This window comes from Streptosporangium sp. NPDC002721 (assembly GCF_042888905.1).
In the GTDB taxonomy this organism is placed as follows: domain Bacteria; phylum Actinomycetota; class Actinomycetes; order Streptosporangiales; family Streptosporangiaceae; genus Streptosporangium.
In genome coordinates this window covers 119,590-134,187 of the sequence record NZ_JBIAQI010000024.1, presented here as the reverse complement: position 1 = coordinate 134,187, position 14,598 = coordinate 119,590, and the positions used below count along the sequence as shown (strand labels likewise).

Sequence of the window (14,598 nt, the reverse complement as noted above, 5' to 3'; positions counted from 1 at the left end):
CTCGATACGCTTCGCGGAGCGGCACAGGCAGGAACGGACGGGGCAGCGGAAACGGGCGGGACCGGCGAGAACGGGCGGACACGGCCGGACACGGCCGGGACCTCATCGGGACGGCCGACGGCTCGCCGGACGACGCCCCGGGACGGCCCGGGACGACCACGAACGGCCGGGGACGCGCGGGGACGCGCGGAAACGGCGAGGAGGAAACTCATGACGAGCCACGACCGGTGGAACGCGCTGCTCGCGATCCTGGCGAGGGACGGCAAGGTCGAGGTGGACGCCGTGGCCGGTGAGCTGGGGGTGTCGGCGGCCACCGTCCGCCGCGACCTCGACCACCTCGACCGCCAGCAGATGCTGACCAGGACCCGCGGCGGCGCCGTCGTCAACGCGATCTCCTACGACCTGCCGCTGCAGTACAAGGCGGCGCGGCACGCGCCGGAGAAGCACCGGATCGCCACGGCCGCCGCGGCGCTGGTGTCGGCGGGCGCGGTCGTCGGGCTGAACGGCGGCACCACGACCACCGAGGTCGCCCGTTCGCTGGCGACGAGCGCCGACCTGCACCGCCAGGGCGGCGAGCCGAGCCTCACCCTGGTCACCAACGCGCTCAACATCGCCAACGAGCTCGTCGTGCGCAGGCACGTCAAGCTGGTGGTCATCGGGGGCGTCGCAATGCCCGCGTCGTACGAGCTGATCGGGCCGCTCGCCGACGGCGTGCTGCGGGAGATCTCCCTCGACGTCGCGATCCTCGGCGTGGACGCGCTCGACCCCGAGCGGGGCGCCTTCGCCCACCACGAGGGCGAGGCCGGGATCAACCGGCTGATGGCCTCCCGCGCCCACCGGGTGGTCGTCGTGGCCGACTCCTCCAAGCTCGGCATGCGGGCGTTCGCCAGGATCTGCCCCTGCGAGGACATCGACGTCCTCGTCACCGACGGCGACGCCCCCGCCGTCACGGTCCGGCGCTTCGCGGACGCCGGGATCGAGGTCATCCAGGCTTGAGGCGCTCCGGTGGTACCCCGAGGCGGGTCACCCCGGGGAACCACCGGAGGGCCCCTGAGGCGGGCACCTCGGAGGACCGTCGGAGAACCCCCCGGAGCGGTCCCGAAGGGGCCTTCGAGCCAGACGGTCACCCCTTGAGGCCGCTGAACGACATGGTGGCGATGAAGTGCCGCTGGGCCAGGACGAAGGCGGCGACGAGCGGGAGGACCGCGACGACGTTGCCCGCCATCAGGGCCGACCACTCGGTGTGCCGGGCGCCCGCGAACGTGGACAGGCCCATCTGCAGCGTGTAGGTCTCCTCCGAGCTGATCGAGATGAGCGGCCAGATGAGGTCGTTCCACGAGCCGAGCAGGGTGAAGACGACCAGCGCGGCCAGGGCGGGCCTGGCCAGCGGGAGCACGATCCTGAAGAACACCCCCAGCTGCGAGCAGCCGTCGATCCTGGCCGCCTCCTCCAGCTCGCGCGGCAGCGACAGGAAGAACTGGCGCATCAGGAAGACTCCGAACGCCGAGGCCAGCCAGGGCACGAAGGCCGCGCCCAGGGTGTCGATCAGACCCAGGCCGCGGAACATCATGAACGTCGGGATCATCAGCACCTGCGCCGGGATCATGATCGTCGCCATGATCGCGGTGAAGCCGGCCGTACGCCCGGGGAATTTGAGCCGGGCGAAACCGTACCCGGCCAGGGAGCACAGGACCACGTGCCCGGCGACCGCGACCGCCGAGACGACGACGGTGTTGAGCAGCCAGCGCGGGTAGTCGTCCTCGGTGAAGATCCGGGTGAACCCGTCGAGGCTGAACTCCGAGGGCCACAGCGTGGGGGGATACCGGTTGATCTCGGCGTCCGGCATGAACGCGGTCAGCGTCATCCACAGCAGGGGCGCCACGAAGACGAGGGCGGTGGGCGCCAGGATCAGATGGGCGAGCCAGGGGCGTTTCATCAGGCCTCCGCGCGACGGGTGTACCAGAGGGCCCCGGCCGACGCGACCAGCGTGACCACGAACAGGCCGTAGGCGACGGCCGCCCCGTACCCGGAGTGGAAGAGCTGGAAGGCCTGCCGGTAGAGGTAGAACACGATCACCGTCGTCGAGTCGAGGGGCTGTCCCTTGGTCGTGGTGTAGACGAGGTCGAAGAGCTGCAGCGCCGTGATGGTCTGCCAGATCGCGAGGAACACGGTGGCCGGGCGCAGCTGGGGCAGGGTGACGTGCCGGAAGACGTGCCTGCGCTCGGCCCCGTCCACCCGCGCCGCCTCGACCAGCTGCTTCGGGATGTCCTGCAGCGCGGCCAGGTAGACCACGGCGGGCATGCCGACCCCGCCCCAGAGCGAGACCACGACGAGCGTGATCATCGCCTGGTCGGGGTCCTGCAGGAAGCCCATCCCCGGCAGGCCGAGCGCCCTGAACGCGGCGTTGACGATGCCGAAGTCCGGGTCGAAGACGAAGTTGGCCAGGATGCCGGTGGCGGCGGCCGAGACGACGTACGGGACGAAGATGCAGGTGCGGTAGAGCCCGATGAACCGGATCGGCAGGTTCAGCGCCGTCGCCAGCACCAGCCCCAGGACGATCGAGCCCGGCACGAACAGCACGGTGTAGAGCAGGGTGTGCCCGGCCGCCGCGTGCAGGGCGGTGTCGTCGAGCATGTCGCGGTAGTTCTGCAGGCCCACGTACGACCCGCCGGTGATGAGGTCGCCGTCCCTGAGCGAGAGCAGCAGCGCCCAGATCGCGGGGAAGATCGACAGACCGACGATCACCAGGGAGGCGGGGAGCACGAACCCCCAGCCGGTCAGGTCGGGCAGCCGCCACCCCTTCCGCGCCCGCGTGCCCACGCGGGCCACCGCCACCGCCCCCGCGCGCGAGTCACCCATCGGCCCGCGCCCTCACGCCCGAAGCCCGACATGAACGCCCCGCACCCCGCGCCATGGCGGCCGAAGCCCGGCACGAACGCCCCGCACCCGGTGCCCCCGCCTCCCTCGCGGACGCCGCCCCGGCCGGGCTCACCGGGACTTCTCCAGGATCCGGTCGCTCTCCCGCGCCGCCGTCGCCAGCGCCTCGGCCGCCGGGGTCCCGCCGATGAGCACGCTCGCGATCGCGTCGCCGACCTTCTCCGACAGCTCGGGATAGGCCTGTACGGCGGGACGCGCCTTCTTGGCGTTGTCCAGGTTCTCGGTGAAGACGTCCACGTCGGGGAAGTCCTCGGTGAACTTCTTGTAGGCGGGCAGCTCCATGGTGGCCTTGCGGAGCGGCAGGTTGCCGAGTCCGAGGCTCCAGCGGGCGTCCTGCTCTGGCCGGGTGAGCCAGGTCAGGAAGGCGGCCGCGGCCTTGGCCCGCCGGTCGCCGTTGTTGAAGACGACCCAGTTGTCGGGCCCGGCGACGGTCTCGTGGTTGCCCGCGTAGCCGGGCATGACCTGCACGCCGTACGAGACCTTGTGCTCGATGATGTCGAACAGTGCCCACGGCCCCGCGACGATCATCCCGACCTTGCCGCTCTGGAAGAGCGGGAGGAACTTCTCACCGTTCTGATCGAGATAGACGGACTTGTCCTGACGGGCCATCGCGCCCCACAGGTCGAGGGCCTGCACGGCCTGCGGGGTGTCGAAGGCCGCCTTCTTCCCGTCCGGCGACAGGATGCTCCCGCCCTGCTGCCAGAGCTGCGGCCAGAACCGCCACACGGTGTCCTCGCCCCCGGCGACCGGGTAGGCGGTGCCGTACACCCCGTCGCGGGTCAGCTTGGCCGCGGCGGCGCGGAAGTCGTCCCAGGTCCAGTCGGCCGAGGGGTAGGGCACCCCTGCGGCGTCGAAGAGCTTCTTGTTGTAGATCACCGCGAGGTTGTCGACGACCGCCGGGATCCCGACGACCTTGCCGTCCACCTCGGACACGGCCCGCTCGGGCGGCCAGAAGTCGTCCCAGCCGAACGCCGGGTCCTTCACCGTCGAGGCCAGGTCGTACACCTGCGGGCTCTTGGCGAGGTGCGCCATCCACGACCCGTACATGTAGGCGATGTCGGGCGCCTTGCCCCCGGCCAGCGCGGCCTGGACCTTCTGCAGCATGTTGTCGACGTTGGTGGTGCCGACGGCGGTGACGATCTTGACGTCGGGGTGGGCGGCGTTGTACTCCGCGACCAGCTTCTCCAGCGTCTCGGCCTGGCTCTCGACCTGGCCGTGCCACCACACCACCTCGACCGGCCCGGAGGCGTCGTCCTTCGCCCCGGATCCGCAGCCCGCCAGCAACGCGGCCAGCAGGAGCAGCACCACGCTTCGTTTCATCACACACTCCTGAGGGGTTCGGGGAGCAGGTCGCCGTGGGCGCGGACCAGGTCGTCGCAGAGCTCCCAGATCTGCTCGACGGTCAGGGAGGCGGCGGCGTTGGGGTCGGCCATCACCGCGTGCCGCACGTGCTCGGGGCGGCCCTCGACGGCGGCCCTGACGGTGAGATCGTTGACGTTGACGTACGAGCGGTTGAGCGCGGCGCACTGCGCGGGAAGCTCGCCCACCGCGGTGGGCCGCACGCCGAGCGCGTCGACCAGGCACGGCACCTCGACGACACAACCGTCCGGCAGGTTGGAGATCAGCCCCTTGTTCACCACATTGCCGTGGATCACCCGGGGCGTCCCCGTCGCCATGCTGTGCACGATCTGCGGGGCGTACTCCATGGTGGCCTCGACCTCCAGGGACCTGCCCGCCCGCAGGGCGTCCCTGGTCGCCTCGTAGCGACGCACGTTCTCCTCGCTGATGCCGAGGTAGGCGCCCACCGGGATGCGCAGCCGCTCCACCTCTGCCGGGTCGCGCAGGTACCACGGCACGTACTCGGAGGAGTGCTCGCTGGTCTCGGTCGGGTAGTAGCCGAGCCGCCGGTACATGTCCACGCGCACCCGGCGCAGCAGCTCCGGGTCGCGGGCGATGGCCTCGTCGAGCCTGGGGTAGAGGTCCTCGCCCCCGGACTCGAAGCGCAACATCCACGCCTGGTGGTTGACCCCGGCCGCGAGGTAGTTCACCTTCTCGAACGGCACGCCGACCAGCCCGGCCAGGTCGTGCGCGGTCCAGAAGACCGAGTGGCACAGGCCCACGACGTTGCGGACCGGCGTGGCGGCGGCCAGGTACCAGACGTTCATGGCCATCGGGTTGGTGTAGTTGAGCAACCAGGCGTCCGGGCAGACCTCGGCGATGTCCCGGCCGATCCCCTCCAGCACGGGGAAGGTCCGCAGCGCCCGGAAGATCCCGCCGACCCCGATCGTGTCGGCTATCGTCTGGCGCAGGCCGTAGCGGGCGGGGATCTCGAAGTCGACCCGGGTCGCGTCGATCATGCCGACCTGGATGATGTTGATGACGAAGTCGGCCCCCTCCAGGGCGCGCCGCCTCTCCAGGTGCGCGGAGATCTTCGCCGTCCTCCCGCCCGGTCTCTCCCCCGCCCCCGCTATGACCCTGGCGGCCGCCTCGGCGGTGTCGAGGCGCTCGGGGTCGATGTCGTGCAGGGCGATCTCCAGGCCGTCCAGGTCGGGGAAGGCGAACAGATCGGCCAGCAGGCCCTGGGTGAACTCGACACTGCCCGCGCCGAGGAATGCGATCTTCATGGGAGGTGAACCTCGTCCCAGAGGGGCTGGGCGGCCGTGCCGCCCGCCGCACGAGTGGATAGGGAGCCGCAGGCCGCGGCCACGCGCATGCTCGCCCGCAGGGTCAGGCCACGCAGCCTGGCGGCGAGGAAGCCCGCGTTGAAACTGTCACCGGCGCCCACCGTGTCGACCGGGTCGGCGGACGGCGCACCGACGTGCACCAGTCCGCCATCGGCCCAGCTCAGAGTACCCGCGGAACCATTCTTGACAACCGGCAGCGGCCCGCGCCCGGCGAGCGCCTCCACCGCCCTCTCCAGGGCGTCCGCCCCTGGATCACCCGTCCCCGGGACATCTCGGGCCAGAGGGCTTGTGGCGGCGATGGCCAGTGCCTCGGCGGCGTTGGGCAGCAGGACGTCGGTGACGGCGAGGACCTCGTCCAGGCCGAGCCACCTCCCCTCGGGGTCGTCGTTCGTGTCGAGCGACGTGGTGGCCCCCGCCCGCCTCACCCGCTCGAAGAACGCGGGCAGGCCTTTCGCCAGGGCGGGCTGCAGGAAGTACGAGGACGCGTGGACGTGCCTGGCGAGGTCCGCGGGGAGCCCGTCCACGGTCATGTGGGGCAGGGAGCCGGGCGCGGTGAGGATGGCCCGGTCCTCCCCGTTCACCAGGACGACGGTGAGAGCGGTCGGCCGCTCGCCGACCGAGCAGAGCGACACGTCCACGCCACGCTCGGACAGGCTCCGGAGGACGAACCCGCCGGCCTCATCGTCACCGACGAGCCCCGCGAAGGCCGTACGCAACCCGAGTCGGGCCGCGCCGCACGCGGTGATCGCGCCCGACCCGCCGAGCACGAGCGCGCCACCCGCCACCAGTTCCTCCCGCTGCCCGTACGCGAGCCCGCGCGGCGCCCCGGAGAGCACCACGTCCGGGTTGGCGTCGCCGACGACCAGCAGGTCGAACTCAGACACCGCGCTGCCGGACACGACAGGCCCCCGAACCGGACCTCTTCCGCGGGACGCCGAACGCGCGCGCACGGCCCCGGATCCGATCCGGGTACGGGACTTGAACGCGGACCTGACGCGGGTCCGGGGGGCAGGCGAAGCTGGATGCGGTCAGGAGACCTTGAGCGGCGAAAGAACCCGGGGAGACGGGGGAAACGGTTGCTCGGAGACGCATGTGACTCCTCATGAACGGAGTTCGGACTCATGATGGCCTGCGCACTGTTCCGCACTCTCCGCCAGCACCCTCGCCACAGGCGCCGGAGTGACATGGCCCATAACCGTAGGACTCATGCCAGCACGCGAGGTTCGTCTCTCCTCTCGTTTCGTCACAGAATTGCGCGCTTGTGCGTGAAAAGCAACCATTTCAATCATTAAAAATCGGTCACATGGCCATCACTCCTCAAAACAGCCCACTCACCGCCGCCCCCCGCCCCCCTCCGACCTCGCTCGACCTCGGAGCGGGAGATCACCATCGGAAGCCCCGGCGCGCGAGGACAGCGCACTTCCCGGCCTCACACGCAGGACGCGCGGAACACGCAGGACGCGAGCGGCTCAGCCCGTGAAGGGCACGAAAGCGTGGAAGGTACGGAAGACCGCTGGACGGCGCTTCCCGCCTTCCAGTGCTGATCTACATTTCAGGCCCGACGGGTGGACGGCGGCGGGTCACGGCCGGACGGCCAGCACCCGGAAGCTGACACCGCGTGCCATCCGGGACACCGACTCGATCCGGAAACCGGCCCGCTCCAGGAACGGCCGGGGATCGCGGGTGAGATAGTCGGCCTCGAACCGGACGAACGCCGGTTCCACCAGCCGCATCCCGGCCCGGATGATCGGGTTGCTCGACGGCCCGTGCTCGGCCAGCACGAACCGTCCCCCCGGCCTGAGCACGCGGTAGGCCTCGCGCGCCGCGGCCGCCGGGTCCGGGATGGTGCACATCGTGAACGTGGACAGCACGGTGTCGGCGCTGCCGTCGGGCAGCTCCAGACGCTGCACATCGCCCTGCCGCAGCTCCACCCGCTCGCCGAGAGCATCCCGCGCCACCCGCCGCCGCGCCAGTTCCAGCATGCGCTCGGACAGCTCGATCCCGATCACCTCGACGTCGGCCCCGTACAGCGGCAGGTTGAGCCCGGTACCGACCGCGATCTCCACGGTGCGTCCGCGCGCCTGCTTGACGGCCCACTCCCGGCTCCCCGGAAACAGGCGCCGCTCCCAGACCCGCATCTGGTCGTCATAGCGGTCCGCCATCCGGTCGAACACCCGCCGCACGTCGGCGTCCGTGGTAGCACGCATCGAGCCCCCCTTCCGGATCACCGCCACGAGACGGCGAAAATCGCCCTCACCGAGACGACGACCGCACCCCCACCGTCATCCCGCCGAACCCCCGCCCGCCCGGTGTCACGCTCTGCCCGATCGGCCGGACGCCCGGTCTCCCCTGTAACGAACCGGCCGCCGGCACCGTTCCACCTGCCCGGCCCGTCGAGCGTCGACATACCACGACAGCCGAAAACGGGATGGACAGGAAGAGCACCGCGCATATCCTTCTCCCGTGCCACTACGGTTCGAGACACGCGCGTCCGGCTCATCGTGGATCGACACCGTGTGGACCTCCACGAGCGAGCAGGTCACGGAGATGACCTCCGTCGCGACGGCGTGCTGGGGCCTGGTGTTCTGGCAGCGTGAAGGCACGGCGTACGCGAGCGTCTCCGGCCCCGAGACCAGGACCGGCACCGCACCGGTGCCGGAGGACGCGACCTTCGTCGGTATCGAGTTCGCCGTGGGCACGTCGCTCCGGGCCGTGCCCACGCCGATCCTGGTCGACGGGGGCGCCGAGCTCCCCGACACCACGCGCGGGACCTTCCGGCTGGACGGCGTCCGCTGGGAGACGCCCGGCCCCGACGACGCCGAGGCCCTGGTCGACCGTCTTGTCCGCTCCGGAATCGTGATCCGCGACCCGCTCGTCACCGAGGTACGCCGAGGTCATCGCCCAGCGGTCTCGGAACGCACCGTCGAACGCCGGTTCCGCGCGGCGACCGGCCTCACCCAGGGCGCCGTACGGCAGATCGAACGCGCACGCGAAGCCTCGGCCCTCCTGGCCGCCGGCGCCCCGATCGCCGATGTCGTCTCCGGGCTCGACTACTTCGACGAGCCGCACCTGGCCCGCGCGCTGCGCCGGTATGTCGGCCGTACGGCGCGACAACTCCGCGAGGGCACCGGCGGTGTGATCGCCCTTAGCCTGGATCAGCTGACGACGTCGTAGATCATCTTCACGATGCCGTTCGGGTAGGCCGCGGACTCCCGGAGGGTCAGCGTCTGCTTGGCCCTGTCCTCCCTGCTGAACAGGCTCTTCCCGGCTCCGAGCAGCACAGGGAAGACGAGCAGGTTGTACCGGTCGATCAGGCCCGCGTCCGACAGGCGCCGGGCGAGCTCCGCACTCCCGTGGATGAAGATCGCACCGCCCTCGCTCTTCTTGAGCTGGACGATGTCATCGACCGAGCGCAGGATCGTCGTCGGGCCCCATCCCTCGACGAGGGCGTCGTCGGACAGCGTGGCCGAGACCACGTACTTGGGCAGCTCCTTGTAGGCGGCGTGGTCCTCCGAGTCGCGCCAGACCGGCGCGAACACCTCGTAGCTCCGGCGGCCGAACATCAGCGCCGTCGTGTCCTCAAGCTCCTCGCCCTTGAGCGAGAAGGCCTCGGGCAGGAACTCGATGTCATTGACCACCCAGCCACCGCTGCGGTGCTCCTCGTCCGGCCCACCGCCCGGAGAGTCCACGACACCGTCGAGCGAGACGAACCCCGTATAGACCAGATCACGCATGTCCTTGTTCTCCCCACGGTCAGGCGACGAGGTCACCATGTAGATCGTTGAGCGGACCGCGGCGCCATGCCGGCGCACCACGGCGAAGCGCCCACGCCCCTGCATGCTAGGGAACGGCCACCGCACCCGTCTTGTACAGAAACGACTGCGGTACGGCTTGTCGAGGCCGGAGTCTTCTTCGGGTTCGGGTGTGAACCCAGAGCGATGTACCAGCGGCCCTCGTTCAGGGTCACGACGAAGGTCTCGTCATAACGCCCGGCGGTGCTGTGGCCGGCCACGTGTGCGTTCACGACGTCCGGTGAGATGTCGCTTCTCATGACGACGTCGTAGAGCCGGATGGCCTGCCCTCCATCCGCGACGAGCCGCTGCCGGATTTCGTCGGTCGCGTCGTTGCCCACCGGGGCGAGCCGAGCGAGACCGTTCGCGTCGCGCGCGTTCAGCCCCCTCACGTAGGCGTCAACAGCGGCCCGCGGGCTGGCAGCTCCCCCAGGAGGAGCGCCGCAGGAGATCAGCAGGGCGGTCCCGGCGAAAGCCGCGACAAGCTTCCGCCGAATCCGTTTCCGGCTTGGCGTCATAGCCGCGTTCGTCTCATCAGTGCCCCGCATGATCAATTGACCATCATCGCCAACAGCACAGATCGGCGCACCCCGATTCACCAGCTTCAAGCGCGCTCCACCGAAGTGGCGAGGAAGGCCGACACGTTGATCGGTACGCTCCTGGTGCGTGAACAGTGGCATCGGGCAACACGTCCTGGAACGCAAAACGACCTGCGTTGCCGCAGGTCGTTGCCGGGTTTCCCCTGATGGATCGCTGGTGCCCCCTGCAAGATTCGAACTTGCGCTCCCGGCTCCGGAGGCCGGTGCTCTATCCCCTGAGCTAAGGGGGCCAACGCGTGATTACATTACCAGCATCCTGAGGGAAACCGACACTCGGTTAGGGAAGCGAGTGATCTCCAAGGCAGGTCGAGGGCGACGGGAAAGCCGGGAGCGAGAGGCCATCGGGACAGCCAGGCGCCGACAGGGCGGCACGGACGGGCGCCGGATGGAACAGGACGCCATCGAACGGGACGGGGCGACGCCTGGGCGGGATGGGCAGCGGCGGATCAGGTAGAACCTGGCCAGGCAGGACCTGTCCAGGCAGGACCTGTCCAGGTCGGGGCGAACGGAGCCGGGCCAAGCGCGAGCGGAACCGGGCAGGGGCGAGTCAGCTCGGGGTGGGGCGGACGGCGCCCCGGTAGCGGGAGAGATAGTAGGGCGAGGCGGCGAAGTCGGCCGTCCTGACGACGTCGCCGGTCTTGGGGGCGTGGACCATGACACCGTCCTTGACGTAGACACCCACGTGGGTGGGGTCTCCGGTGCCCCCGCCGAAGAAGACCAGGTCTCCCGGACGGAGCCGGGAGAAGGGCACTCGGCGGCCCTGCCTGAACTGGGCACCGGTGTAGTGGGTGAGCCTGGCCCCGGCCTTGGCCCAGGCGTGCAGGGCGAGCCCTGAGCAGTCGAAACCCCCGCCGGTCGGACCCGTGCTCGAACCGCCGCCCCACACGTATGGTTTGCCGACCTGGCGGAGTGCCGTGATGGCCGCGATCCGACCTCTCAAAGCCAGAGCCTTTTCACGTGAGGCCACCGCCTTTCCTCGCGAAGGTGCCGCCCGCCCACCGGAGAGGGCCTTTCCCCGGGAGGACGCCACCCCTCGCCCGGAGGGCGCCCTCCGCCCCTCGGAGAGGCCCCGCGACCGCTTGGCACCCGCCCGCGAGGATCCAGGCCCGGAGGAGGACCGTGGATCTCCCTGCTCCGCCGAGGACGACGAGCCGACCCACACATCCGAGACGTCCGAGGGCTCCACCGGCCTTCCCTCTTCTGAAGTGGATGAGTCGAACGCCCACTCACCGTCCGCTTCCGAGGGCCCGGACGGCCATTCGTCCCTCGGGTCCGAGGGCAGGGCCGGGAAGAATTCCCGTGAGGACGTCGATCGGCCACCACCCGCGTCCTGAGAGAGCGGAGACCATGCCTCGCAGGCCGCGGCGAGGGCGGTGCGGATCTCCTCCGGCAGCCAGTGAGGGGTGCCGTCCGGTGGAGCGGCCCGGGAGAGGGAGAGGAGGCGGCCCCAGGCGTCGCAGGCTTCCGGGGAGAGGCGGGGCGCGGGGAGCTGGGAGCTTCCCGCGAGGGCCGCCGAGAGGATGGTGACGGTGACGAGTGTCGTGATCACGCAAGCCCTCCTTGGGCTCGATGAAGGATCGAGGCCCCAGGATCGGCGGGATGAGATGATCGCCAACAAGCCGAACGTGATTCTGTGGATAACGCGTGAAGCATCTCGCCAGAAAGGTGACCGGGTCCGAAATCACCCTTCGCGGGGTGCGATGCGGACCCCGCCCAGTAATCGGTTCTGTCACCACCACGTCATGGGACGGACCGTACTGGCCGCACCGGTTCAGGGGACGGTACGGGTGCGGCGGGCGAGTTCCGTCTGGTCGGCCAGCGCGACCTTGAGCCGTTCTGGGCAGCCGCGTTGGAGGAAGTACTTGGCGCCGGCCTTTGCCTCCTGGATGGTGAGGGGCCGATAGCGCACCGCGATCCAGCGGCCGAGAACCGTGTCGTGGTCGATGTACCAGCCGGGAAAGTTCTGGCGCAATACGGCGAGTGAATCCTGGTGCGGGAGGTTCACTGCGGAGGCTCCTGCCTGAAGGAGGCGAACGGGCCGGGTGGACGGCCCGCTCGTGTCACGCACCGCGTTTCGGCCTCGCGCGGTACGTCTTGGACGGCACGGCGCCCCTGGATCGGGGAAGAGAGGGGGTCGCCGTGCCCGCTCGTCAGAAGTGACCGATACCGGCCGAGCCGGAGGTGAGTGCCCAGCGGTGCAGGAGCGCGGTCATCTCGGCCTCGCGCATCTGGTTCTTCAGCCCGTCGACGGTCCGATCGCAGATGATCAGCGGTTCGGAGGTGGGCCAGGTGGCGATGGCATGGAAGAGGCGGCTGCCGGTGCCGTACAGCACCGACCAGCCCGGCCAGGTGATCTCCAGCATCGCGGCCTCGGCCCGCGCCTCGTGGTCCCAGGTGTAGCGCGGGACCTGGGCGACGGCCTGGCCGTCGCGGTGACGGCCCCGGGCCGCGGCCAGACAGCGGCGGATCACGAGATCACCCGCCCGGCCTGCTCCCGTTCCGACGTCTCCCGCTCTCGCGTCTTCTGTTCCCGCTCTTCCGGGGCAGGGGCCTCTCGCGTCTCCTGTTCGCGTGCCGCCTGCTCGTCCGCCTCGCGGGCGAAGTCCTCCTGCCGGTCGGTCTCGGCCCGCAACGCCTCCAGGTCGTCGGCGTCGACGGTCCGTTCGACCCCGGCCTGAGTCGCCGCCGGGGAGAAGGGCCTCTCCCGGCTGGCCCACAGCCGTCCGGCGTCGCTGAGGATCAACCGCCAGCCGGGAATCGTCGTGGTGGGGCTGGTCGGTTCTGGGTGGGTGGAACTACCATCTCTCACTGATTGGACCTCCATCCGATCAAGGGCCCGTCCGGTCGTTCGCAGCGTGGGACGGGCCCGCTCTGTGGAGCAGGGAAGGATCTGGAGGGGTACGCCGTACCGGCCGGGTGGGCCGGTACGAAGACGGGGCGAGCAACGCTCGATTCAATGCGCAGGTGATCGTTCGCCCGGAGCGGGCCGAGAGGCGATGCCTGCAGCCCAGCCGGAATGGCCTGGTGAGGGCTGATCTGAGTGGGGACGCAGGCGGCAGGGTGCCCGCCTGGACTCCCTAACGAGAGGAACCAAGTCCATCATGACTTCCTTCAACCAACGACGGTGGCGGTGACGTCCGGACACCCCCACTCCATAATTACTCTTCGTAGTCGAACCACTGCTTGCAGTGTCGCGTGCAACTTGCATGATCACAAGTACCTTGTGCAAATTTACTCGGCGCGTGACGACGGCGATCAGGCATGCTTGTCGGCATGGCTTCTATGAGCCCCACCGTCCGACACCGCCGCCTTGGTCGTGAGCTGCGACGACTCCGCGAGAAGGCAGACCTCACGCTAGAAGAGGTGGCTACACCACTCCACTGGTCCACGGCCAAGCTAAGCCGCATCGAGAACGCCCGAACCATGCCCAGCGGCACGGACGTGGCCAATCTCTGCGATCTGTACGCTGTGGACCCGCCGACGAAGGCCGGGCTGATTCAGCTTGGTCAGAATGCCGGTCAACGTGGTTGGTGGACCGCCTACAGCGATGTGTTCGCCGGCTCCTACGTCGGTCTGGAATCCGAGGCGACGGCCATCCGTACCTGGGAACCACTCCTGGTGCCAGGCATTCTCCAAAGTGAGGAGTACGCCCGCGAGATCATCCACGCTGTGCACCCAGAACTCACCAGCATCGAGTTGGACCGGCGCGTGGACGCCCGAATGACACGGAAGATCAACCTGCTCGGCGCACGTGCCCCAAGACTGCACGCTCTCATCGACGTCTGCGCCCTGCGCCGTCCTGTCGGGCCACCTGGCGTCATGGCTCGCCAACTCGACGACATTCTTCAGCTTGTGGACCGACCTAACATCGCACTTCAGGTCCTACCGCTCCAGGTAGGGGCACATCCAGGCCTTGAGGGTGCTTTCTCTCTGCTGTCATTCGATGATGAGGACCTGGACGCAGGCTATATCGGGTGTCTGGGAGGGGAGATCTACGTGGAGGCGCCGGACCAAGTGCAAAATCTTAAACTGTCGTTTGAACGACTTGCCCGCCTTTGCCTGCCCCCCAAGGACTCCGCAGCGGTCATCGCTGCGATGAGGAGCGACCATGACCTCCCCTGATCTATCTACTGCCGAGTTCCGCAAGTCCAGTCGTAGCGGCGGCGGTGACAACTGCGTGGAGGTAGCCACGAATCTTCCGGGCCTCATCGCCGTCCGCGACAGCAAAGACCCGACCGGCCCGATGCTGACATTCTCCCCGACGACTTGGAACAACTTCCTGACGGGCATCCGCAGCGGAGAAATCTGATCTGAAACGAGTGCCGTACGGCCGGAACCGTTTTGAAGACCATCCGGCTGTGCAGCAACTCCCACTCTTGTGAGCCTGTTTGAGCATGCTCCAGGACCAGATTTCCCTTACGCGTCGTAGACATGAAGTACCTCGTCGCCGTGGTGGTTGATTACCTTGACGGTGCTCTTCCCTGCGGCGGGAAGCGGTCCGCGCCGACCACGGGCGGGCCATTTCTGGAACATTCGTTCGCGTCGACCAGGATTGCCGTCGCGATGCTCGTCAACTATGGTTGACGT

The 14,598-nt window shown here is 69.2% G+C and carries 17 protein-coding genes and 1 tRNA gene; 5 read left to right on the top strand and 13 right to left on the bottom strand.

The window, feature by feature from the left end; all coding sequences use genetic code 11:
- Positions 1-210 precede the first annotated feature (210 nt).
- A complete protein-coding gene (locus tag ACFYWM_RS31485) occupies positions 211-996 on the top strand; it encodes a DeoR/GlpR family DNA-binding transcription regulator (RefSeq protein WP_389921009.1) in 786 nt (261 codons plus the stop codon).
- Positions 997-1,123: 127 nt separating this feature from the next.
- On the opposite strand, the gene ACFYWM_RS31480 is transcribed toward ACFYWM_RS31485, so the two are convergent.
- The 6 genes from ACFYWM_RS31480 to ACFYWM_RS31455 all read right to left on the bottom strand — a co-directional run bounded on the left by ACFYWM_RS31480 (position 1,124) and on the right by ACFYWM_RS31455 (position 7,828).
- Entirely contained in the window at positions 1,124-1,936 is an 813-nt protein-coding gene (locus ACFYWM_RS31480) for a carbohydrate ABC transporter permease (protein WP_389921006.1), read from the bottom strand.
- Positions 1,936-2,859 carry a carbohydrate ABC transporter permease gene (locus tag ACFYWM_RS31475; protein ID WP_389921004.1) on the bottom strand — a complete coding sequence of 308 codons (924 nt, stop codon included), beginning with the start codon at positions 2,857-2,859 and terminating at the stop codon, positions 1,936-1,938. Before ACFYWM_RS31475 ends, ACFYWM_RS31480 begins: the two co-directional genes overlap by 1 nt.
- Positions 2,860-2,988: 129 nt before the next feature.
- Complete coding sequence (locus tag ACFYWM_RS31470; RefSeq protein ID WP_389921001.1) at positions 2,989-4,257, bottom strand: ABC transporter substrate-binding protein; 1,269 nt, start codon at positions 4,255-4,257, stop codon at positions 2,989-2,991.
- Positions 4,257-5,561: an alpha-glucosidase/alpha-galactosidase gene (locus ACFYWM_RS31465; protein WP_389920998.1), complete on the bottom strand. Its 1,305-nt coding sequence runs from the start codon at positions 5,559-5,561 to the stop codon at positions 4,257-4,259. The genes ACFYWM_RS31470 and ACFYWM_RS31465 overlap by 1 nt, the downstream gene beginning before the upstream one ends.
- Positions 5,558-6,505: a carbohydrate kinase family protein gene (locus tag ACFYWM_RS31460; protein WP_389920996.1), complete on the bottom strand. Its 948-nt coding sequence runs from the start codon at positions 6,503-6,505 to the stop codon at positions 5,558-5,560. Before ACFYWM_RS31460 ends, ACFYWM_RS31465 begins: the two co-directional genes overlap by 4 nt.
- A gap of 696 nt (positions 6,506-7,201) precedes the next feature.
- Positions 7,202-7,828 carry a class I SAM-dependent methyltransferase gene (locus ACFYWM_RS31455; RefSeq protein ID WP_389920993.1) on the bottom strand — a complete coding sequence of 209 codons (627 nt, stop codon included), beginning with the start codon at positions 7,826-7,828 and terminating at the stop codon, positions 7,202-7,204.
- 256 nt (positions 7,829-8,084) lie between these two features.
- Here ACFYWM_RS31455 and ACFYWM_RS31450 point away from each other — a divergent pair, with 256 nt between their 5' ends.
- Positions 8,085-8,795, top strand: coding sequence for a helix-turn-helix domain-containing protein (locus ACFYWM_RS31450; RefSeq protein ID WP_389920991.1), 711 nt, complete (start codon positions 8,085-8,087; stop codon positions 8,793-8,795).
- Here the strand turns inward: ACFYWM_RS31450 and ACFYWM_RS31445 are convergent.
- The 7 genes from ACFYWM_RS31445 to ACFYWM_RS31415 form a co-directional block, all read right to left on the bottom strand.
- A complete protein-coding gene (locus ACFYWM_RS31445) occupies positions 8,777-9,355 on the bottom strand; it encodes a dihydrofolate reductase family protein (RefSeq protein WP_389920988.1) in 579 nt (192 codons plus the stop codon). The genes ACFYWM_RS31450 and ACFYWM_RS31445 overlap by 19 nt on opposite strands.
- Before the next feature lie 32 nt (positions 9,356-9,387).
- Positions 9,388-10,020 (bottom strand): hypothetical protein, encoded by a 633-nt coding sequence (locus ACFYWM_RS31440; RefSeq protein WP_389920985.1) that lies wholly within the window; start codon positions 10,018-10,020, stop codon positions 9,388-9,390.
- Between the two features lie 146 nt (positions 10,021-10,166).
- A tRNA-Arg gene (locus ACFYWM_RS31435) sits at positions 10,167-10,241 on the bottom strand.
- Between the two features lie 317 nt (positions 10,242-10,558).
- Positions 10,559-10,951, bottom strand: coding sequence for a C40 family peptidase (locus ACFYWM_RS31430; RefSeq protein WP_389920983.1), 393 nt, complete (start codon positions 10,949-10,951; stop codon positions 10,559-10,561).
- Positions 10,952-11,782: 831 nt separating this feature from the next.
- On the bottom strand, positions 11,783-12,016 hold the full coding sequence (locus ACFYWM_RS31425) for a hypothetical protein (RefSeq protein WP_389920980.1): 234 nt from the start codon (positions 12,014-12,016) through the stop codon (positions 11,783-11,785).
- 145 nt (positions 12,017-12,161) lie between these two features.
- Positions 12,162-12,482, bottom strand: coding sequence for a hypothetical protein (locus ACFYWM_RS31420; protein ID WP_389920977.1), 321 nt, complete (start codon positions 12,480-12,482; stop codon positions 12,162-12,164).
- Positions 12,479-12,820, bottom strand: a complete 342-nt coding sequence (locus tag ACFYWM_RS31415) for a hypothetical protein (RefSeq protein ID WP_389920975.1) — start codon at positions 12,818-12,820, stop codon at positions 12,479-12,481. The genes ACFYWM_RS31420 and ACFYWM_RS31415 overlap by 4 nt, the downstream gene beginning before the upstream one ends.
- Before the next feature lie 464 nt (positions 12,821-13,284).
- Between ACFYWM_RS31415 and ACFYWM_RS31410 the strand changes: the two genes are divergently transcribed.
- The 3 genes from ACFYWM_RS31410 to ACFYWM_RS31400 all read left to right on the top strand — a co-directional run bounded on the left by ACFYWM_RS31410 (position 13,285) and on the right by ACFYWM_RS31400 (position 14,595).
- Positions 13,285-14,133 (top strand): helix-turn-helix domain-containing protein, encoded by an 849-nt coding sequence (locus ACFYWM_RS31410; protein ID WP_389920973.1) that lies wholly within the window; start codon positions 13,285-13,287, stop codon positions 14,131-14,133.
- Positions 14,120-14,320, top strand: coding sequence for a DUF397 domain-containing protein (locus ACFYWM_RS31405; RefSeq protein ID WP_389920970.1), 201 nt, complete (start codon positions 14,120-14,122; stop codon positions 14,318-14,320). The genes ACFYWM_RS31410 and ACFYWM_RS31405 overlap by 14 nt, the downstream gene beginning before the upstream one ends.
- Before the next feature lie 122 nt (positions 14,321-14,442).
- Complete coding sequence (locus ACFYWM_RS31400; RefSeq protein ID WP_389920967.1) at positions 14,443-14,595, top strand: hypothetical protein; 153 nt, start codon at positions 14,443-14,445, stop codon at positions 14,593-14,595.
- The last annotated feature ends 3 nt before the right edge of the window (positions 14,596-14,598 follow it).

What these genes read in the sequence shown, in the direction of transcription:
- ACFYWM_RS31485 (WP_389921009.1), top strand. Translation starts at nt 211, where the DNA reads ATGACGAGCCACGACCGGTGGAACGCGCTGCTCGCGATCCTGGCGAGG.
- ACFYWM_RS31445 (WP_389920988.1), bottom strand. Translation starts at nt 9,355, where the DNA reads ATGCGTGATCTGGTCTATACGGGGTTCGTCTCGCTCGACGGTGTCGTG.
- ACFYWM_RS31455 (WP_389920993.1), bottom strand. Translation starts at nt 7,828, where the DNA reads ATGCGTGCTACCACGGACGCCGACGTGCGGCGGGTGTTCGACCGGATG.
- ACFYWM_RS31480 (WP_389921006.1), bottom strand. Translation starts at nt 1,936, where the DNA reads ATGAAACGCCCCTGGCTCGCCCATCTGATCCTGGCGCCCACCGCCCTC.
- ACFYWM_RS31405 (WP_389920970.1), top strand. Translation starts at nt 14,120, where the DNA reads ATGACCTCCCCTGATCTATCTACTGCCGAGTTCCGCAAGTCCAGTCGT.
- ACFYWM_RS31465 (WP_389920998.1), bottom strand. Translation starts at nt 5,561, where the DNA reads ATGAAGATCGCATTCCTCGGCGCGGGCAGTGTCGAGTTCACCCAGGGC.
- ACFYWM_RS31410 (WP_389920973.1), top strand. Translation starts at nt 13,285, where the DNA reads ATGGCTTCTATGAGCCCCACCGTCCGACACCGCCGCCTTGGTCGTGAG.
- ACFYWM_RS31470 (WP_389921001.1), bottom strand. Translation starts at nt 4,257, where the DNA reads ATGAAACGAAGCGTGGTGCTGCTCCTGCTGGCCGCGTTGCTGGCGGGC.
- ACFYWM_RS31475 (WP_389921004.1), bottom strand. Translation starts at nt 2,859, where the DNA reads ATGGGTGACTCGCGCGCGGGGGCGGTGGCGGTGGCCCGCGTGGGCACG.
- ACFYWM_RS31400 (WP_389920967.1), top strand. Translation starts at nt 14,443, where the DNA reads ATGAAGTACCTCGTCGCCGTGGTGGTTGATTACCTTGACGGTGCTCTT.